This is a genomic window from Chondrinema litorale (genome assembly GCF_026250525.1).
Taxonomy (GTDB): domain Bacteria; phylum Bacteroidota; class Bacteroidia; order Cytophagales; family Flammeovirgaceae; genus Chondrinema; species Chondrinema litorale.
In genome coordinates, this window is the sequence record NZ_CP111052.1 from 82,589 (window position 1) to 104,017 (window position 21,429).

Annotated in this window: 17 protein-coding genes; 4 read left to right on the top strand and 13 right to left on the bottom strand. The window is 33.8% G+C overall.

The features are described 5' to 3' along the window. The first annotated feature begins 25 nt into the window (after positions 1 to 25). Positions 26 to 565, top strand: a complete 540-nt coding sequence (locus OQ292_RS31510) for a hypothetical protein (protein WP_284688269.1) — start codon at positions 26 to 28, stop codon at positions 563 to 565. A 774-nt stretch (positions 566 to 1,339) separates the two neighbouring features. Here the strand turns inward: OQ292_RS31510 and OQ292_RS31515 are convergent. From OQ292_RS31515 to OQ292_RS31545, 7 genes are all read right to left on the bottom strand, one after another. Then, positions 1,340 to 2,890, bottom strand: a complete 1,551-nt coding sequence (locus OQ292_RS31515; RefSeq protein WP_284688270.1) for a serine hydrolase domain-containing protein — start codon at positions 2,888 to 2,890, stop codon at positions 1,340 to 1,342. 153 nt (positions 2,891 to 3,043) lie between these two features. Continuing rightward, positions 3,044 to 4,237, bottom strand: a complete 1,194-nt coding sequence (locus OQ292_RS31520) for a HupE/UreJ family protein (RefSeq protein WP_284686632.1) — start codon at positions 4,235 to 4,237, stop codon at positions 3,044 to 3,046. 93 nt (positions 4,238 to 4,330) lie between these two features. Beyond that, the gene (locus tag OQ292_RS31525; protein ID WP_284686631.1) at positions 4,331 to 4,876 is read right to left on the bottom strand and encodes a hypothetical protein; all 546 of its coding nucleotides are present in this window, start codon (positions 4,874 to 4,876) and stop codon (positions 4,331 to 4,333) included. Between the two features lie 150 nt (positions 4,877 to 5,026). After that, on the bottom strand, positions 5,027 to 6,535 hold the full coding sequence (locus OQ292_RS31530; protein ID WP_284688271.1) for a DUF3500 domain-containing protein: 1,509 nt from the start codon (positions 6,533 to 6,535) through the stop codon (positions 5,027 to 5,029). A gap of 499 nt (positions 6,536 to 7,034) precedes the next feature. Continuing rightward, positions 7,035 to 9,254, bottom strand: a complete 2,220-nt coding sequence (locus OQ292_RS31535) for a TonB-dependent receptor (RefSeq protein WP_284688272.1) — start codon at positions 9,252 to 9,254, stop codon at positions 7,035 to 7,037. A gap of 83 nt (positions 9,255 to 9,337) precedes the next feature. Then, positions 9,338 to 10,039 carry a LytR/AlgR family response regulator transcription factor gene (locus OQ292_RS31540; RefSeq protein ID WP_284688273.1) on the bottom strand — a complete coding sequence of 234 codons (702 nt, stop codon included), beginning with the start codon at positions 10,037 to 10,039 and terminating at the stop codon, positions 9,338 to 9,340. Beyond that, positions 10,036 to 11,187: a sensor histidine kinase gene (locus tag OQ292_RS31545; protein ID WP_284688274.1), complete on the bottom strand. Its 1,152-nt coding sequence runs from the start codon at positions 11,185 to 11,187 to the stop codon at positions 10,036 to 10,038. Before OQ292_RS31545 ends, OQ292_RS31540 begins: the two co-directional genes overlap by 4 nt. 1,237 nt (positions 11,188 to 12,424) lie before the next feature. Here OQ292_RS31545 and OQ292_RS31550 point away from each other — a divergent pair. Further along, positions 12,425 to 14,053 carry a serine hydrolase gene (locus OQ292_RS31550; RefSeq protein WP_284686559.1) on the top strand — a complete coding sequence of 543 codons (1,629 nt, stop codon included), beginning with the start codon at positions 12,425 to 12,427 and terminating at the stop codon, positions 14,051 to 14,053. A 348-nt stretch (positions 14,054 to 14,401) separates the two neighbouring features. Here the strand turns inward: OQ292_RS31550 and OQ292_RS31555 are convergent, their stop codons facing one another. Continuing rightward, positions 14,402 to 16,012 (bottom strand): hypothetical protein, encoded by a 1,611-nt coding sequence (locus tag OQ292_RS31555; RefSeq protein WP_284688275.1) that lies wholly within the window; start codon positions 16,010 to 16,012, stop codon positions 14,402 to 14,404. A 287-nt stretch (positions 16,013 to 16,299) separates the two neighbouring features. On the opposite strand from OQ292_RS31555, the gene OQ292_RS31560 reads away from it, so the two are divergent. Beyond that, positions 16,300 to 16,869, top strand: a complete 570-nt coding sequence (locus OQ292_RS31560) for a Crp/Fnr family transcriptional regulator (RefSeq protein WP_284688276.1) — start codon at positions 16,300 to 16,302, stop codon at positions 16,867 to 16,869. A gap of 80 nt (positions 16,870 to 16,949) precedes the next feature. Further along, positions 16,950 to 17,717, top strand: coding sequence for an SDR family oxidoreductase (locus OQ292_RS31565; protein WP_284688277.1), 768 nt, complete (start codon positions 16,950 to 16,952; stop codon positions 17,715 to 17,717). A 421-nt stretch (positions 17,718 to 18,138) separates the two neighbouring features. Here OQ292_RS31565 and OQ292_RS31570 read toward each other — a convergent pair whose 3' ends face one another. From OQ292_RS31570 to OQ292_RS31590, 5 genes are all read right to left on the bottom strand, one after another. After that, a complete protein-coding gene (locus OQ292_RS31570; RefSeq protein WP_284688278.1) occupies positions 18,139 to 18,402 on the bottom strand; it encodes a hypothetical protein in 264 nt (87 codons plus the stop codon). A gap of 559 nt (positions 18,403 to 18,961) precedes the next feature. Beyond that, positions 18,962 to 19,954: a hypothetical protein gene (locus OQ292_RS31575; RefSeq protein ID WP_284688279.1), complete on the bottom strand. Its 993-nt coding sequence runs from the start codon at positions 19,952 to 19,954 to the stop codon at positions 18,962 to 18,964. 17 nt (positions 19,955 to 19,971) lie between these two features. After that, positions 19,972 to 20,172, bottom strand: coding sequence for a hypothetical protein (locus OQ292_RS31580; protein WP_284688280.1), 201 nt, complete (start codon positions 20,170 to 20,172; stop codon positions 19,972 to 19,974). A gap of 55 nt (positions 20,173 to 20,227) precedes the next feature. Next, entirely contained in the window at positions 20,228 to 20,791 is a 564-nt protein-coding gene (locus OQ292_RS31585) for a transposase (protein WP_284688281.1), read from the bottom strand. Further along, on the bottom strand, positions 20,788 to 21,069 hold the full coding sequence (locus OQ292_RS31590; protein ID WP_284688282.1) for a helix-turn-helix domain-containing protein: 282 nt from the start codon (positions 21,067 to 21,069) through the stop codon (positions 20,788 to 20,790). Before OQ292_RS31590 ends, OQ292_RS31585 begins: the two co-directional genes overlap by 4 nt. Positions 21,070 to 21,429: the final 360 nt, after the last annotated feature.

Here is a 21,429-nt window from a genome sequence, read left to right on the forward strand (position 1 = left end):
CAATTGTGTTTTTTTTTTACTAAACATGAAATGTGAACCTCAAATAAGAAAACGACTTTTGTTATTATTCCTGATATTAACTCCTGTCATTGGTCATGGACAGGTAAAAATAAGCGGTCGGATTGTTGATTTTAAATCTTCTGAACCAATGGCAAGTATTACAATTCTGAATCAAAGTGACTCTACACTTTTCAGAACTGATATTTCAGGTAAGTTTGAATTGGTTCTGTCACAAAGTGATACATTGATTAAATTAATAAGCATTGGTTATGGGTATACCATTTTAAACAACATTAAAACTTTAAGTGATCCATTGATTAGCCTTGGAAATGTACCAGTATTCGAATACTATACTACTGGTGGCACATACGAATATGGTAATAAAAAAAATTTCTTTGGTAAAGAAAAAAGAAAGCAAGCCATTGTACATTATGATTTGATCATCTATGATTCAATTGGACAGGATGGGTTATTAAAATGGTATAATGGTCAGAAGGAAGTAAGCCTAATAAAACAATCGAATAGTTTGTATTTGGATGTCACTTTATTAAATGAAACACCTTGAAGTTAACTACTATTTTAGTTCATTTCTGTGGTGAAGTTTGGTTTTCTTTGATGTACATTGATAATGTTAACTTGAGTTATGAATTTTGCGATTTTTTTAGTATTTACCAAATTAACATTGTTTTTATGTGGTTAAAATCCAGCTATCAAAGAAACATATCAATCTGATCCTAACACTGGATATAGTATTAGACATGCAACAACTACTTCAAACTATAGGGGCTTGAATAAATACAGACTATATTGGAGTACTTCAAACTTTGAATTCTATTAATTCAGAACAAGTCCACCAGCATGATTTAAAAATGAAGAAAATTTTTGTTTAACCTAATCCCTGTGTGATATTTCTTTCAGTGAGGCATAAATAAAATGGCAAAAAATGCATTTGACAAGTCATTATGTGATGGGTTCATATTTACAATTTGAGTTGGTGGTGCAGCTTTTTAAGCCCAGGTGATTAGGGGAATAACTCCAAAATAAATCAGGTAAATAACAGCCAGTATATGCAAGGTGGTAAGCATAAAGATTGAATACTGGATAAGTTTAAACACATTGCCTTTTCTTGAGCGAATAAGCACAACAATAGCACTTCCACTGCATAATGCAAATAGCAACGAGCAAATCAACAAAGTCAGAGATAGCCAGGATGGTTTTGCCAACAGCATTTCAGTATTTTCAAATCCATAAAATTGCAGGAACATCATCAAAATAAAACATATACTGGCTAGAGTAGGAAATAAATTTTGCCATAGTAAAGTCTGGTATTTATTTCTTTTTACGAAAACTGCAATGGTAAATGCCAAAAACAAAGAAGTCCTGCAGGCATCAATGTAATCCAAAGTCCGAGCAATATCATCTGAGTATAAACCTGAAAAGTTGAAATGGGTTTTAGTACGAAATTCTCAGAGTATAAAACCTTTCCCGCCAATGGGTCTTCCGCTAGTACTAAACCAGTTTTGTTTGAATTGCTCAGGATACATTGGGTTGGTGAAACTGGATAATAGCTTGTAGTTTGACCTGAACCAATCCAGGATCGCTTTACCACATTATTCTGAATTTCAATTTTTTCAATACTAATAAAAATATCCTGATAAAACCTATTTTGGCTTCTTGGATTTATAGCCAGGTAATAACCTTCTTCGATTTCCAATAGGCCATTATATTTTTGTGAAATTGACTGGTCATCCGGTAATAAATTCATTTCAAAACCCCGGATTAAAGCAGTTATTTGCTGCATTACCCAGCCATTATTGGCATTGAGTAAAATAACATGACCAATACCGTATTCTGGAAAATAGATTAATTGGGCTAAACCACCATTCATAGCTCCATCATGACCCTGTGAAGTAAAACCTTTATAAGAGCTTTTCCAGTTTCCTAGTCCATATCCTAATTCCAAACCAGCCTGAGCGCCAATGGAGCTCTTTGGTGTTTCCATCCTAATTATTGATTCTTCCTGCAGAAAATCCAGAGAATCGATTTTTCCTCTGTTTAATAACATTTTCAGGATTTGAGCCATATCCCTAGCTGAGGAATTTAATCCCCCTGGTGATCGGTAAAGTTCATTTTTGTATGGGATCTTTTCCATTGCCCAGTTGTAGGTTACAGCTCCCCATTCCTTATATAATTTATCATTAAAAAAAGTGGAGTGGCTCATCATTAAAGGTTTAAAAATCGCTTTACGGACATATTCTTCATAGGACATCCCACTTACTTTTTCAACAATATAGGCTGCAACTGCATAATTGACATTGCTGTAGGCCATTCTTGAACCTGGAACCCACCTCGATTTTCGGGTGTGAGGATGAAACTCTAAGGCTTTTTTCATGGGTATAGGAGGTGTTTCATCATACATCATTTCCACCAGATGGATCTCATCCCAACCACTAGTATGTTCCAACAAATGTACAACTTGAATAGGATGAGTCTCCTCCCAAGGATTCTCAAATTCAACTTCGGGTATGAAGTTTATTAGTTGATCTTCAAGAGACAATTTATCTTCTTCCTGCAATTTAAGTATAGCTAAAGCCACAATCATTTTGGAAACAGAGGCAATACGGAATATAGTATTTTCAGAAGCAGGTCTTTCTCCATTTGACTCACAATTTCCAACCTCCAAAATCATATCAGGATGATTTTTACTTATCAGTGCAATACCTGCACAAAGACCATGATGATCCTTTAATACATTAGCAATTTTTTTATTTAAAGTCTTTAAATCTTCTTTATAAAGAGAATCAGACTGATTTTCTAAAAAACAAAATCCAGGTTTCGCCAAAAATAAAAGAAGGCATAATCCTACAAATCTTAAATATTTACCAATCATGTATTAAAGTTAAAATAGAAGTACAGTTAGAAAAGTATATCTAATTATTAATACTTTACATTATGTATGTTCTATTGTAGAAATCTGTAAGGGTATAGCAGGAGGATACAGTTTGGTATTTATTAAATTACACAGTGTCATCATATCTAAATTCTACAACAAAGAGTTAGCAAAAGCGGTAATCACATTTTCTTTTTCCTGCATTCGTTCAAAAATCCATGCAATAGCTGTAATGCCTGTTATCACTGCAAATGACATTCTAATTACAGAATAGTACTTCCATTTGCTGGCTAATAACAGTGGAAAGAAACAAACCATAATTATAAGTTGCATGCTTTCAATTCCTAAGTTAAAACCCAAAACACTGAGTAAACGAGCTTGCCAATCGAGGTTCATTGACGAAAGTGAAATAGAAAATGCCAAACCGTGAATTAGCCCAAAACTAGCTGCAACCAATGGTTCTCTTTTATTAAATATGGGTTTGATACAGTGAATAGCAGAAATTAAAATAGAAACAGCAATTAATACTTCGATGTATTGTGCTCTAAATGGTATAAGATCAAAACTACCAGCTAAAAGCGTAATTGAATGACCAATAGTAAAGGCAAAACTGATCTTTAAAAACCTGATTAAAGTAAAGCTAAGACCTTGAAAACCTGTCCAGTTTTTATCCTGTACAGTAAGTGGAGCAACAAGTAAAAGAGTTAGTAAAAACAAGATATGATCTAAACCCACTCTTATATGTTCCATTCCATATAGAAACATAGCCCAAGTTCCTTTAAACCAACTTCCTTGTTCTAAATCAATTTTTAGTGGATTGATGCTATTTGTATTATAATCTGTTTCTATTACCCCAATCGGACGAGCTGTTTTGTCAGAGATTAAACCACTGTTCCAATCATATTTTAAGAATACAAGTACCTTATGGGTGATTACTTGGTGGATAATCGCATTATATACAAAACTAAACTGACGCATTTCTTCCGAAGTAGGAGGGATGAGTTCAAAGTGAATCTCTAGTTCAGAATAGTTACCAACTTCACGGTCATATTCATCTACCTTTTTATAATCTTTAATAACTGTTTGCCAATTGTTATTTGCAGTAGATGCTAGTATATGTTGACTGAAATATGCCAATATAAAAGAAGAATCTATCTGAGCTTCATTATGCATGGTGGCATCCATTAATACAATAAATGGCATTTTGGCAGTACCTGAAATTGTTTGATCACCTACAGACAATTCAATTACGGTATTAGGCATTGGATGTCCTAATGCTTGCTTTTGAAAAGTAATAAGCGCAAACATTATAAGCATTTTTAAAACTAATATCTTGTGTTTATTCATTTTTTGTGCTGTTAGCCAATTTTAGAAAAATACTCTTCTAAGTTTTTAGAAGAGTATAAACTCACATTCTAGCAATGTTGATTGTTGTAATTTTTATCCTTCCCAATAAACTCTATTGCTAAATTCTTCTCTAACTTGCTCAGTCCAATATTCAACTTCATCGCTGCTTATCACTCCATTTTCAACTCCTTCTTCAATAAATGGAACAAAACTATTAGTGAGTGATTCTATTAAATTTTCAGGATCGAAATCGTAGTTTTCACAAACCATAGCCAAGTTATAGCCATAGTTTTCCATAAACGTATGCATGTTGTTATGAGAGATGCCAAGAAAAGCGATAAGTACATTTTCTATAGGAGCATGGCCACGATGTAAACCCAAACTACCTTCTCCCCAAGCAGTGTCTACCAAGTCATCTAGGTCTGATGTTGTATTCACTTTCCCATCGAAAGCAGCCCCACCACCTGTACCATTGGCTTGTAGATTGGTTATTACATCTCCAGTTCCTGTAGAGGTTATACTACTCACCGAACCAGAAGTCTCAAGTGTATCAGAATCATCTGAACACGCTACGAAAATGCCCACAAGCATCAAAACCACGTAATTAACTGATAAGATGGTTATCCAGCTTTTTTTCATGATATTAAAATTTGGTTATAAATAAGGGATTTTTTAGTCCAAAAAGTATTAGCAATTTTATACTTTCAGATTTAACTGTAACGCAGAAGTTTGAAAACCTACCTTTTAATACTAAAAGGTAGGAAGTTTATTTTGTTGATTTAATAGATATTAATTTCCTCCGTAATCTGAGGTTTTATCTCTCCAAATTGTATGTGGATGCGGGTCTGATAAAATAACTCCATTTTGAATGCTTGCTTCAATCCAAACAGAAGGTCCATCGATTCTTACATAATCGTTTCGAGTTTCCATAGTAGTAGTACCAGAATAAGCGATGTAAGTATCATCCAATTCACTTTCGTAAAGTGTCATAAACTCTTCAGCATCATCTTCTGCAAGATCATCTACATAAGTTCTGATTGCTGCTAATACCAATTCTTTTTGGTCAGAAGTTAAATTACCTACTTTTATACCAGAATAAGTAGTTGGGAAATTATCATCGTTTTGAGGCCCAACTATAATGTCACCATATGTTCCACTCAGTTCAGCAGTTGCTAATTCTTCGCTCGAAAGCCCATTTAACATGGCAGAAAAGGCATCCCTTTCATCATTCATTGTTTGATAAGTCTCACCATCGTAAGTAAAAGAGCCATAAGGTTCTATTCCTCTAAATGAAGGAGTAGCACCAGAGAGCACTCCATCGGTATAAGTATTAGTTAATGCCCAGTGGTGACCGCCAAATTGTATCTCAAATGTCCCTGAAGTTGATGGCGTTCCTAAAAAGGTAAGGTAATAATTCCAAGCACCATAAGTATCACCACCTCCAGCTTCGTTCAAGTAATTATCAGCTATTAAATGTTGACGTAATTCGTCCCATCCTTCGTTTTCTGTAGTTCCCAATAATTCTACTAGCAATGCTTTAGCATATGCCACTTGAGCAGAATCCATTTCACCAAAAGATAACCCGAGTCTATTTCCATACAACCCTTCAGGTAAGTTAGACCATCTTTTTGCATTGTCTAATGAGTAATCTTCTTGCACAATTTCTAGTTGATCGTCGTCTAGCAAAGCTTTAAAAGCCTCAGCAATACAAACAATTTTCTCAATACCAGAGTATGATGAACAACTAGCTACTTCAACTGGATCTACATTCGCATAACCATTGTTAGTACTGCTACTGCCATCACCTGGAAAACCACCATCATCTGGAAAATCGCCTCCCATGCCTTCGGCTGTTACAGTCATTTCCATTACACATGCTTGCCCACCAAACACGATGCTGAAATAGGCAGTACCTCCTTCTGGTGTATCCGCTATGCCGGCAATATCAAAAATTAAACTTCCGGCTCCATCTGCCAATGTACCACTTTCTAAAGTAGCTGTATAACCTGTTACACCAGTTGAAGCTATAACAAGTGTAGTATCATAAGCCACACCATTACCACCTGTATATGAGATAGATACAGTACCTGAAAACTCTGTGCTTGCATACACTGAATCTGAGATTGTAGCAGAGCTACAATCTAAAGAACCAATAGCAGCTGCTTCCTCTTCTGCCACAATATCTTCTTCATCCTCGCAACTAGAAAGTATTAATAATAAGGAAAAGATAGATATAAGTGCAATTATAATTGTTTGACCTGAATGTCTGTTTTTTAAAATTGTTTTATTGATTAACATCGAAGTAATATAAGTTAGGTTGAAATTTGATTTTTATTTTAGCCTATTAAACTAAAAGTTGTAGATGGGAAATTGCTGGGCATTTGTTGCTTACCAATTAAACCTGAACTTATATTAGTATCTTCAGTATTACTCTCACAATTATATCCTATAAGAGATGGACATAAATTGTGGTGATTGAAAGTTGACTTCAAAAAATTCATAATAGTAATTTTACATTAGTGAATAAAGAAATTGGTAGTCGTAAAAGATTCAACAATGTGATAAATTATGATTCCGAAATTGCCTTTATAATTAGTTAGGCTTCAGTACATTTCTTTGTTAAATCTTTTTTAGTCAAGTTTCCTATAAACTTAGAGTAAAGCACAGCAATTAGTTTAAAATTGAAATGCTGTTGATTATATTCTTTAATATAAAATTAATAGAACTCATTCTCTAAACAGAGTATGTACCGATAAACTCATAAAATGTATAGGTGAATAGCTACAAACTCTACTTTTTAGAATGAAATAGCGGCTTTAATTCTGAAATTAATAGGGCTACCAGGTGTGTAGTGAATCTCAGAAACTGGTGATGTTTCTCCTAGTAATTGGCTTGTTGTGTAAAACTGAGTTTCATACCAATCTGTATCAAATATGTTTTCTACCACCATGTTTAAGCTCAAGTTTTTCCATTTGTAACCTACATTCGCATCGGTAATAAAATATCCCTCAGCGGTTACAGAATTATCTTCATTAGCAGGTCTATCGTGCAAATAGCGATAGCGTAAACCGGCACTTAAACCTGAGGGATGCTGCAATGAAATTCCTCCAGTGCTTGTAAAACTCGGAGCTAACGGAATGTAATTATTACCATCTTCTTCGTCTAGTGATCGGGCATGTGCATAATTTAAGTCTGTATCTAAATACAACCAACTTAGAGGCTGATATCTTAAACCAATATCAATGCCCTTTCTGGCAGTTCTTCCACTTGGCTCAACTACTCCTTCGTCACCCACGTAAACAAATTCTTGTTGTAAATGCAAATACCATAAAGCCGCATTAATCATCAGGTTATTAGTAGGCTTGTAAATTAGCCCTAAATCTGAACCATAGGCTGCTGGTAGAATGTCTTCTCCATCTTGTGCTACAACAACTCTTGCATCATTAGAATGAAAACCAATACCAGATTTTAAATACCATTGTAGGTTGTTATTTGGTGAATATGTTATGTTTAATTTGGGGCTTAATCTAGATTTTTGCTGCGATTGGGTACTGTATTCTTGAGCTAACTTATCGTAATAATCGAATTTAAAATAGTCTAATCGCAAAGATGGATTAATCATCCACTTACCTTTTTGAAATTCAGCACTGGTAAATGCATAGAGATTAGATTCATCTATATCACCCAGCATATAAGTCTCTAAGGTTGTTTGGCGATTTAAAGTGTGCGAAAGCTCGATGTTGTCTATATTATCGTATCGGAAACCTATACCAGAAGTGATACCTAGATTAAAACCTCCAAGTTGTGTGTTATGGTACACATTGGTTTCGTAACCAATAATGTTTCTTGTCTCTTTTTGTTTGATCTGATCTCCATTAATGGAATCGTTCAAATAAAAAGTAAAGTTAGAATACAGCTCAAAATCGTAATGAGTAAAATATGCCTTTGAATTAACAATGGTATTATCATTCAGCAATTTAGAATGTTTGGCAAGTAAATTAATTCTTCCTGTTTGCCCACCCTCGGTATCATCAATTGCACCAAATCTATCTATTAGTCCAGATGCTACAGCTCGTTCTGGAATTTGTCCAGATGCATCCCATTTACTATCAAAATAAGATGCTTGTAATTGAATGGTTTGCTTTTTAAAGCGAGCACTGTATTTACCCATTAGGTTAATTCTATTGAAGTTTTGTGGTGAATTAAATGGCCCATCGGTTGTATAATATTCTCCAGCAATGTAAGCATCTTTATTCTCTACGCTATCGAGCAAATTAAACATCCCCACTGTTCTCAATCGGTTAAAACTACCTATTTCGACAGCAGCTAAATTGCTTTCTAGTCTATCATAAGTTTTAAAATCTACATAGCCAGCCGTAGCAAAATCTCCTTTATTTGCATCATATGGACCTTTGCCATATGCGATGTTATCGATTGTTTCTGGAATGAGAAAATGTAAGTCTGCATAACCCTGACCATGCGCATGAGAAACCATATTTACTGGTAAGCCATCTACAGAGATGTTAACATCAGTTCCATGATCGATATCAAATCCTCTTAGAAAAATCTGTTCGGCTTTGCCACCACCTGCATGCTGTCCAATAAATAATCCGGGTACTTTTCTAAGAATTTCTTGAGAAGAGTTTACAGGATTAGTTACTAAATCGACTTGGGCAATTTGTTGCTGGGTTTCCAAATCGGGTGTTACCACCATTTGTTCTAGTTGAACCACCATTTCTTTAAGTTGCAGACTCACATCTTTAACTTTAGTATCAGCAATGAAAAGCACTGTTTCAAAACCTATGTGCGATACAAAAATGGAATCTCCTGCTTGTGATCCGTTGAGCTTAAAAAAGCCCAAATCGTTACTGTGTGCATGTGCATTACTGCTCTTGTTAATGATGTATGCGTTTGGGATTGGTGCTCCCTGTTCATCAGTTATATGACCTTGCCATTGTTGACTATATACAAGTACCGGCAAAGCCATGAGTGTTGTTAATAATATGCTCTTTATCATGCTACAAATATTATCTTATAAAGAAAAGTTTCTAGCTAAGTATCTATAAAGAGTAAAAGTGTATCGATAAATTATATTAAATCCTATAAAGTTTTTTCCAAATCACTCGCATATTTACTACTTACTGGTAACTCCTTGCCATTTGTAAGGGTCACTTTTTGTTTGATAAAAGACTTAATCTTTTGTATTGAAATAATAAAACTTCTGTGAATTCTAAAGAACTTTTCTGGGTTTAGCATTTCAGAAAGTTTTTTTAAAGCCATGAGTGTTGTTACATTTTCACCATCTTCCAGATAGATTGTGCAATAGTCTTTTAGGCTTTCAATATAGATAACTTCGTCTTGCACGATTTTTACTTTTTGGTATTTGGAGTACACATAGAATACATCAGAAGCATTTTTTCCTGTGCCGTGTTTGTATTGGTAGTAATCGAGTGTTTTATTAATTGCCCTTTCGAAACGATCTTTAGAGATGGGTTTTACTAAATAATCCATGGCTTCTAACTCAAAACCTTCGTAAGCATAGTTGCGGTAAGCGGTAGTAAAAATTACGATGGGTTTCTTTTCAAGAGAAGCTACCAGATCAATACCTGTAATATCTGGCATTTGAATGTCTACAAAGAGCACATCTATATCAGCATTCTTTAAAAACTCAGCACCATTAATAGCATCTTCAAATATTTGAACCAACTCAAAAGAAGGAAAACTTTTAATGTATTCTTCGATCAATTCTAAAGCAAGCGGTTCATCATCTATAGCAATACATCTAATTTTTTTCGTGTTCATGCTTTGTTTATTTCCAATGTTACAGTAAATGATTGTTCATCTCGATTTATCTCCAATCGGTAATTAGAGGGATAAACGTGTTGCAATCTTTGTCTGGTATTGTTAATACCGATTCCATTTCTCTCTTGCTTTGTCTGGTTGTCAAACAATCGGTTTTGGCAGAAGAATGAAATCTTTTCTGGTAATGCCTCTATCTTTATTACTATCGGAGATGGAGCATGTTTGCTAATGCCATGTTTGAAGGCATTTTCTACAAAAGTAAGCAATATCATCGGGCTAATGCTTGTAGACTTTAAGCTACCTGTTGCTTCAAAAGTAATGTCTGCTTTTTTGCCTAATCGTAACTTTTGCAAATCGATATAATCTTTTAAGCACTCTACTTCGCGGATTAATGGAATACTTTCTTCTCGCACATCATCAGTTACAAAGCGCATAATGTTAGAGAGTTTCATTACACTGTCTGTTGTTTTCTCATTGCCAGTAACTGCAAGCGTGTAGATGTTATTTAAGGTGTTAAAAAGAAAATGAGGATTAATCTGTGCTTTTAAAAAGGAGAGTTCGGCTTTGGCTTTTTCAGCTTCTGCAATGGTTACTCGTCTCTCAGTTATTTGCCAGCGCTGGGTAGACTCAGTTGCTGTGCTTAAAGTTAAAATTACTGCCAGAATAAATAAGCTTGTAACATCTCTGGCCATAAAAGGATCGTTGTTCGCATCTGGACCTTCTGGCCTAAAATTTCTTGGTGGCGGAAGTGGTAGGTTGTCTCTCCTCTCTCTATTGCCGTCTCGATTTTCTGGTTCTGGAAAGTTATTATATGGCATTACAGAAGGAGGTAAGGTAATGTACCCTAAGCTTCTAGAGTGCTGTATTAGTGCATCAAAAGGTTTTAAGAAGAATACAAATGCTGCAATTAGGATAATGGAAGCGACATATAAAATGTATTTATTTTTTAATAATAGCTGCGGTGCTAGTACTTTAGAATTCAAGTAGAAAATGCCTAAATAACACAAGCAAAACTGCCAGTAAGCAAATGACTGTAGGAGAGAAAGAATATCATTTTTTTCTCCTGTTGTTCTTAACAAAGGAAAAGTGAAAAACAGCAGCCATGCCGTAATTGAAATTAACCTGGTAGAAACTGTAAAGCGTGTCATCCTGTAATTTTAGCTAATAATCATCTTAAAAAATACAGGTATCGCTAATCTGCCAAATTGTATAGATAAATAACCTAGAAATAAGAAATTGTATAGAAAATCAAATAGAAGAGTAGTAGAGTGCAATATGGTACAAGATGGACAAGGGAGTTGACTTGCAGCAGTATAAAAGTACAATTTACATAAAGGCACATTATGTGCTTTTTTATACAACTTCCTCAGTTGTTTAAACTCAAATTTGATTTTTTGTATATGGGTTATAGAGCCGGAGGGATTTGAATAAATACAAGCTATATATTTGACAATCAAGTGTTTACTAAATATAAGATGAAAATTAGTCAAACAATCGAGAAACAAAATAATCTAAAAATGGCATCTTAAATGAAGTGAATGTAAAAATATGTATCGTGTTATATGTAATTCCCAAGTAAATACTATCCTTTTGTATCTATAGCGGATTTGTAATTAGACCCAAATAGCAGGCTGTATTCTTCCTGTAAAAGCCTTTATGGATACCAACAAAGACGGACAAAAAGATGTGTTAAACTCCAGAAATGTATTTAATAAACTAAAGATAACACGATACAAATTTCAATACCTGATTTATAAGCCTGGTAAACTAAAGTAAACCTCAGACAAATAAATCAGCTACTACACTTTAAGCTGAATTTGCAATTGTTCGTTGTATGCAAGTGTGTCGCAGATTTCGCCAAGGAGTTTAAACACCTTACAAGATTAAAAAAGTAATAAATTGATGGGAGATTTTATAAGTTATCGTTTAACTATACTGAAATAAATAAACTGAAACTATAAAAAAAAGCACAATTATTTTTCAACTAAATATTTAGTTGTATATTTAAACTAATCTTTTAGTTGAAAAGTAGTAATTAATGAAATGAAAAAATTGCTTTATTTAATTTGTGTATGTTTCAGTTGTAATTTATATTCTCAAACTCTTTCAGTTGAACAGGTAAAATCAGATATTGATTCCATAGTAGAGATATTATCAAATGTTCATGCAACATTTAATGATTCACCTAACAAACCCATGAATTAGAACTAATCCTGATTATAATAAAAACACCAGCATACAACACGCGGTATAGTTAATAAGGTGTTCAGTGGTTTTCGTTGCGTAGTAATCCGCTCTAATTTTTATTTTAACTTGATAGGTGAAAAGCCCGCACTCCCTTACACCATACCGCCACCGTTCTATGCCATCACTAAACAAACAATTATGAAGATAAAAATTCTAGTCTTAGTTATCGTATCAATGGCCTCATTGAGAAGTTATGGGCAAGGTTTTGAGAATATGATTGACAAATTGCTCAATGAGAAGTACCCTGCTACTGGCCCAGGAGCAACAGCACTAGTGGCAAAGGAAGGTGAAATTGTGTATCATAAAGCTTTTGGGATGGCAAATTTGGAATTGGATGTCCCCATGCAAACCGATATGGTTTTTCAAATAGCATCTATATCCAAGCAGTTTACGGCTGTCTCTATTTTAATGCTGATAGAACAAGGGAAACTTAATTTAGATGATGATATCACTAAATATATTGAAGACTATCCCACCGGTGGAAAGTATATAAGTATTAAGCATTTATTGACTCATACCTCCGGGATTTCCCGATCCATAACACAAAAACCATGGGATTCAAATATTCGGAAACATGATTTTGATATACCGTCATGGATCGACTATTTCAAAAACGAGCCAAAAACTTTTAGCCCTGGTGAGGCTTTTCAATACAATAACTTTGGCTACATCTTACTTAGTCAAATTATAGAAATAGTATCTGGCATAAGTTATGGTGATTACGTTGAAAAGAATATATTTCAACCTTTAGGAATGCACAACTCTAGACAAGCAAATGATTCTGATATTATTAAAAATCGAGCTTATGGATATGAAAAATATGACGATTATGTAAATAAGCAATATACGAGTCTGTCTTGGTCAATCGGAGCTGGATCATTAATGTCCACAGTAGAAGATTTATATATCTGGAATAGAGCCCTGGCTAATAACTTACTGATTAGTAATGAATCATTGGATTTGGCATTCACCAACCACCAATTGAAAAATGGCGATGAGATTAATTATGGTTTTGGCTGGTTTATTAACGAAATCAATGGAAGTCCGACAGTGGAACATGCAGGTGGCGATCATGGATTTCGAACAGATGCGATATATCTTCCTAAAGAAGATGTTTTCGTTGCAATTTTCTCAAATTGTAGTTGCGGAGAACCTCGACCTATATCTACCAAAATTGCTGCTTTGACTATCAACAAACCATTTGAAGAACCTACTGTGGTCGCTACAGATGTTGAAGACATCTACAAGTGGGTTGGTAAGTACACCTTTAAAGACCGTAGCACACGTAATGTAATTTTAAAGGATGCAAAATTGTATTGGGTTCTGCCAAATGGCACAGAGATAATGATGGCTGCTATTGACAATAACCATTTTGTACTTGAAAACGGCATGACTCAAATTGAATTCAAGCTAGTGGCTGATACCTTGGTCGATGTTTCTGTGAAGAATAGAATAAGCGTAAAAACAGCCTCCAAACCATATACCACAAGAAGGGAAATAAAATTACCAAAAAAGACTATGACTAAATTTGTAGGGAGGTATAAGCTTTCCCAGGAATTTGATCTTACAATAGCATGGGATAACGGTAAACTTACGGCTACTGGTACTGATCAAGACCCTGCTAACCTTTTCCCTGAATCACCTACAAGGTTTTTCTTCAAATCCATCGATGCACACATAGATTTCATTCTAGATGGCCAGGGCAAAAGCACAGCCTTGGAAATAACTCAAAATGGTGTTACCTATTCAGGTAACAAGGTGAATTAAAACGGCATAGAACAAATGATATAGCACATACCTTTACTGAGCTATTTGAAACTGAAATACAATACCGATACTTTAGTAATGTTACCGATCTCTTTAGCATAGTTGAGAACTTTTAACTTACGACGAATGTCTGAGTGGGCTTTTGCTGTCATAAAATCAAGATTTGAGTTGAGCAATATTCAAAATTAATATCGTAAACCCTAGTCTTGATTTTCATATTTTAATCTTACTAAAATAACAAAGTACTAAGATTATCAGAGAAAACTTAGATATATATTCATCATCTGATTAAGCTGTCTTTTACGACTTAGTACTTTGTATTGCTGTTTTTTTAGCTAAAATGATAAGTTAGTTGAAAGTGAGCTTAGCTAACTTGCCTCCTTTTAATGTTTGACCTGCAAAGAGAATGACTTCATTTTCTGAGATCTGTTCAGTTAAATCTGGTATCGCAAATAGATTTATTTCTTGATAAGCGAACAATATTTCTTTATGTTGAACGCCATCACTTCCTAACTCAACAATGCTAGTTATTGCCATTTTGTTTGGCTTAAAAGCCTTGAGGTTTTCTAGATTTGGATTAAGAATATTTTCTTTCTCGTCATTAAAGATAAAATATATTTTGTCTTTTATAACAATAGTTTCATAAGAAATTATATACTCTTTGTCACTATAAGCTAATTGTTTTTTATCAATTGTAGTAGACCATTCGACTTCTCCAGAAGGAGAGATATTTATACATAAAATATTGTAACAAGCTACTTTAGATGAGTAATTAGATGATAATGAACATCTATATTCACTGATTAGTACAATACCACCATCCTCTCTTAGGATAACTTGATCTAATCTGTAATTAGTTAATTCTTTTTCCTTAATTTTTTCGATCTTATTCATCTTCTTACCATATGAATAAGCATTATCTAATAAAAATTCATCACTAAATTGATTAGTAGTACTACTTACTATTTTTTTGTTTTGTGTATCAAATCTAAAATAAAAGCTACCAATAATACCATTTAAATCATTTTCTGAATAAAATCCACTGCAAATTACTTCATTTTGTTTTTCTGTTATAGTTAATTCAATATCAGTGATAAACTTGTCCTCTAAATCAATTATAAAAGTGTCAAACTTATTTGCTAATTCAGAGAGGCATAACAATCGATATTTAAAATTAGGAAGACCATCTACTTCATTTTTATGTTTTTCTTTATACTCTTTCCCAAGTAGATATACTTTACCGTCGTTATTAACTTTAACTTTTCTAATACTGAATAATTCATTTTCAAAAGGTATTTCATATGTATTACTCCAAAGCATATTAAACCCTGCTTCGTAGACTTGTACCCCAACAATTTCATTGTCACTTTTATTTTCAGTGGTTTGCTTAAAGTATACTAAAAGCTTAGTCTTATCTCTAGAAATTATATAATCGTAAGCACCTTCTCCATTATCATTATAAAGATTTGCTTTATTACCATTAAATGCTACCATGTTGACACTTGCAGCAAGTCGTTTTTTTTCTTGCTCAACATTTAACGTTTTTTTATTGATCTTTTGAACAAATAACTCTTTTTTTCTAATGTCCTTATTATTAAAAGTAGACATTAGGTATAATTCATCACCAAATTGAAAAACAGATTCAAGCTCATATCCCTTATCCAGTTCAATTTTTTTCGAGCTTGTTAGTTTCATATCATTGTCATAATGTTGAAGTAAATAAGAGAATTTAACACCTCCAGCAGCAAGTGTAATTATTCCCATTTCAACTGCAGGTTGTAAAAACTTAACATATATTCCAGTTTCATCATGTCCGACTACATCACCCAATGGTGTTTTCTTTAATTTACTTTTTTCGAGATTGCTCCATTTAATATCTATTTTATCCCTGAATTTTGCTTTAGGGACAATTGATGTAAAAAAAATTAAGACAATAATAGAGATAAAAATTTTTTTCATAGCGTAAAAATAATTCAATGTTAATCTCCGTAAAGTTATTCTTACAAAGAGACCTTCAATGGAAAATATGCTAAATATTAGTTAATGTACTCATGTAATTAATGAAGGGGTATTTCAATGAGATAAATACTTCATCTCTCTATTTATAATGATATGATTTTTCTAAAATTTAAAATAGTATAGTTGATTCATTTATAAATTAGAATAACTATTTCATAAATTTCCCAATTAGTAGACTTTTTACCAAATGGTAATTTAGAACTTATTCTATGATTTAACTTTGCGCAATGGAAGATTTTATTGAATATATTTTACAATTCGGCAATCTGAATAAACAGCAAATTGACTTGATAAAAAGGAAAGCTAAAGAAATAGAAATCAATAAAGACGATTATCTATCGGAAGCAGGAAAAATACCAAGACAAGTTGGATTTCTTCTTGAAGGAATTTTTCGATTTTGTTACTATAACAATAGAGGTGAAGAAATTACAAATTATTTAATTGATGAGAACCATTTTGTTACAGATTATCAAAATTTTGCTGCAAATATGGCAGCTTCTGAATATGTACAAGCTGTTACCAATTGCAAGTTGCTTGTGTTTTCCAAGAAAGATTGGGATGAGCTTTTAAACACTATTATCGGTTGGGATAAGGTTGTATCTAAAATAGTAGAAAAATGTTTGGTACAAAAAATTGAAGCAAGAAGTCCATTAGTTTCAGAAGATGCGACTACAAGGTATTTATCATTTCTTGAAAAATTTCCGACTTTTGTTAATCGTGTACCTCTGTCTTATATTGCTTCCTACTTAGGTATTACCCAACAATCATTAAGTAGAATAAGAAAAAACATTCGCTAAAATTGCATTTTACCAAATGGTAAATGATTTCATTTTTTATTAGGCAAAATTTGTAGTACACAAATTAAATTAAAGGAAAAATGAAGTCAGCATTTATAACAGGAGCTAACAAAGGAATTGGTTTAGCTACAGCTAAGCAACTTTTGCAAAAAGGTTTTTATGTTTATATCGGAAGCAGAAACTTGGAAAATGGTTTACAAGTTATTGAAAAGCTTAAAGCACAAGGTTATTCAAATGTAGAAGCCATTCAGATTGATGTAACTGATAATAATTCAGTAAAAAACGCAAGGGTAGAACTTGGCAAGAGAATAGGAATTTTAGATGTTTTAATAAATAACGCAGGTATTAGTGGAGTAAAGTTTGACCAGAATGGCAATTACATTCCACAAACTTGGACAGCTACAGAAGCAACCATAGACACATTTAAAGAAGTATATGATACAAATGTTTATGGAGTGGTTAGAGTAACACAAGCCTTTTTGGATTTATTAAAAAAATCGGCTGAACCTAGAATTGTAATGGTCAGTTCAACAGTTGGTTCGCTTACACTTCAAAGTGATCCGAATTGGCAGGCATATTCATATGGAAAATTTGCTGTATATGGCTCATCAAAATCGGCTTTGAATATGTATACGGTACATTTGGCTTATGAACTTCGCGATACACCATTTAAAGTAAATATGGTAGATCCTGGTTATACCAAAACTGATTTTACAAATTACAATGGTGGTGAAGTTGAAGAAGCAGGAAAACGAATTGCAAAATATGCTTTGATTGATGAGAATAGTGTAACAGGGAGGTTTTTTAGCGAAGAAACCAATCCTGAGACAGGTGAAATTGGTTGGTAATGAAAATACCAAATAGCTAATTTATATTTATTAATAGCAAAAAGGAATCAACTTAAATTCGATCCTTTTTTGCTATTGTTTTCTATTAGTAATTGATGAAATAATAAATTATTTAAAAAAAAATACCAGATAGTCTAAATAGGATTTGAAGCTATTTTCATTTCTTATTAGGAATGAAAGAGATTAACTATTTTTTTGTTTAAGGATAAAGAACAGAATCATTTATTCAATTTAACATAATGTAAATTATGAATGCTTCATAAAGTATTGATTATCAGTTATATAAATGTGATAAATCCTAAAAATCTCTACATTATCGTCATTAAATCTGATATAGCTTCTTTTTATACTTTAACTGATTCTATAAGAGAAGTTAAATAAACAAACAGGGAGTTTTAAAATATATACCCTGTTTGTTTATTTAGGAAAAACCATTTCCTCCTCTGTTAGAGAAAACACCGTTACCGACATTTGTACCTTCTGCGAAACCATGGCCTCCAGTACCGCCAACTCCACTAATAATACCTCCTCCACCTTTAGTGGAATGGATATATTTACCATGATCACGATCTCCATGTGCAGTTAATTTACCTCCTGTTTCTCGTTCTCCATTAATTGGAGCATTTGCAAAAGCAAATGTGATTGTTAACAAAGATATTACAATTAAATTGATTAGCTTTTTCATAACAAAAAATTAGATTAAAAAATAGCTTATATATTTTATACCTGTTTTAGGTGGTTTTGTTACAAAATTTCGGGAAATATTAATTTGAATAAAATAACATTGATTTTAGTTGATAGCAGATTTTTTGAAAATTTCTAACTTAAAAAATTGAAGGCAGCATAATATTAATTGTTTTTGTTGTGAATTGCGATTGCCTTAGAGGTTACAACAGATTACTTACTAGGAGATGTCGAGGAAGATCATATTAAGGATACAGTATTACTCAAATACTTTAAGGAAATAGACAACATGCCTGATGACTTTAAAAATACCATGCTAACTGTAATAGAAGCTTATGTACAGAATTTTAGGGCTAAACAGGCTTATGTATAAAAACAAAAGGTCGGTATGACCCAGTCGGTGCGAGACGCAGCCGACCAGTTTATCATTCTTGGCTAAGACCAGTTGGAGGGAGCCCCATTCAACTAGCATCTAATTTCTTTTATTTTTAGCTAAAACGAGTTTAGGCATTAATAATAAATCTACTAGGGTATGACAGGGTGCACGACAAACTTCCTGATTATGCGGCAGCTTTCCCAGTCCTTATGATGTTAATTATCTTGTTCCAATTTGCACTTTTCTTGGTTACTCTGAGTTGAAGCATGGCCTGAGCCCCTTTTTTTGACCATCTTTGCCCTGATAGTTTCACCCTTTTTTGTATCACGTTCCGATGTGCCGACTCTATGGCACCACTTCCGATGAAAACCCCATTTTTTCGTAATGTACCATAATACATCCTTTGTAGGTTCTTCAGGTAATATTCCTTTAGCCTTTTCAGCATTGGGAGGCTTTCTGGAATTATCCGTTCGGCCAGCCAATCCATATGATGTGTCAATGCCTCCACCCGGTCAGTGAGTAGATAGTTCTCTACACCACCTATCCAATTGTCATAGTCCACTTTTTCCTTGAAGGCTACCTTGGCAAAATCATGGGCATATTCCATAGCGTGGAAATAGTCCAATATTTGAACAGCATTTGGGTATTTCTCCGTTACCCATTTCCATATCCATGGTGCTCCATCAGCAATAAATATCGGATGCTGAACCTTGAGGATGATGGCTTGTAGTCTTGGAAGGAACTCCTCCGAACTGCCTAGGTGCGCTACGTATTCCGATTTACCAATATCTATCTGTGAAGCTTCCAAGTCTTCTTTGATTGGAACTTTGAATACCCTACCCAGCTTAACTTCCTTCCATTTTTCCTCTCTTGTCAAGATCATTGAACCATTCATCTCGATATAATGATAGTGGGTCGAAATGGTATCTGTATATGGTTTTACCTCTGCTTTTGAGCTTCTTAACACCTGCTCATCTTCCATTATCTGGCCTATCCTTTCACTGACACGCTCTATCTGTTTGGCGCTCACCTTGATCCCTAATAGCTTTTCCAACGTTTCACTGGCCTGTTCAAATACATGGTCGCTATACAGGTACACCATCAATTCCTGAAGATAGGCACTTATCCTGAAGCCATGGGGACATGTGGCTAAAGGATGGCTTTTCTCCAGTATCAATGTACCTAGGCTTGTTCTTACTTTTTTTTAATATTCTTCTTGTAATTACCATTACCTAAACCATCCTGTAAGACCTCCCTGCCGAGTTTGAACCAGAGTTCAACGAATGTTTTTTCATACTCGTAAAAATCTGTTTGGCCTTTTTGTGACTCTTTCGCGGCTGCAAGCCACGCCTTTAGTTCATTGGCTATCTTTTGGGTAATGGCATCCTCTTTCATCTTTTTGGATTCTTTTGGTTTGTACTATTACAAGATAGTCATTATCCTTGATTAATCAAGGATTACACATTAATTCGGGAAGTTTGTCGTGCACCCGGTGCATTCCATGCCGGGCATTATCTAATACCACTAGCGTTTTTTTATTAATTCTTTCACTTAAATTAGACAATACTTCAACCACTGTTTTTGCCTTGCATGCCTCTGGCATTATATAGCCGTAAAAGCTTTGTCTATGGATATTAAGTGTTCCCAAAACTGTCCAATTAGTTGAACTGCGTTTAGCAGGAAGCAAAATTTGCTGTCCCATTGGTTGCCAACCATAAGGCACATTTGGGTTTAAATTAAAACCTGATACGTCCATACGGTGCCACGCGAAAAACCAAACTATCATCCCTTCTTTTGCTTGTTGCTCTAGACAGCTTAATTCTAACTTGAAAAACTCAAAAAGTACTTCATCTCTTTCTGGTTTTATGCTCTTTCGATAGCGCTTCCATACCAATCTATATCTTTTGAAAATATCTTTCAACGTTTGTATATGGCAACTTTTACCTCTACTAGTGATCACTTCCTGAAGAAATATTTTTATCCTTTGGATGCCCAAACAGGCTTTTTGGATCATTTTTTTTCTTCTGTTTCTGTATAGATACGTCTTCGACCACTTTTAGGAAGATTAGCCAAGTTGTTCATTTTTCCTTGATCCCATCGATTGAACCAACGAGATATTGTATCACGATTTACTTCTAATATATCTACGATTTGCTCCATAGTATAGCCTTTTATACTCAGCAATAACCCTTCTATGCGAACAGATTCCTGTCGACTCATTGGTTCTTTAAGTCGAGCTTTTAATAATTCAACTTCTTCTTTACTTGCCTTGATAAATCGATGTTGTCTCATAACTCAAAGCTATTCATTTTTTAAATACTTTATTTCTTTTTTGTAGTTACTTAAATTGACTCCTTTCAATCAAATTCGGAAAATCATTTTTGTGGCAACTAGCTATCTTTTTAAATAAAAGGTTTTCGCTGTCAATAGTAAGATATTCACTGGTTAAAGTAAGGGCAATTATTTGGATATCAGCCATTTTAGGTTTGGAGCCGGTCCTATTTAAGTTACCATAGCAATTAAAAATATTATTGGTAAAAGACTTGATCGTTTCCAAAATTTTATCGTAATTTCTTTTAATGTCATGTATCTTTCTAATGGGTTTAATTGATTTGTTTGCACTATTAATTTACTCATTTATAGAAAGATGCT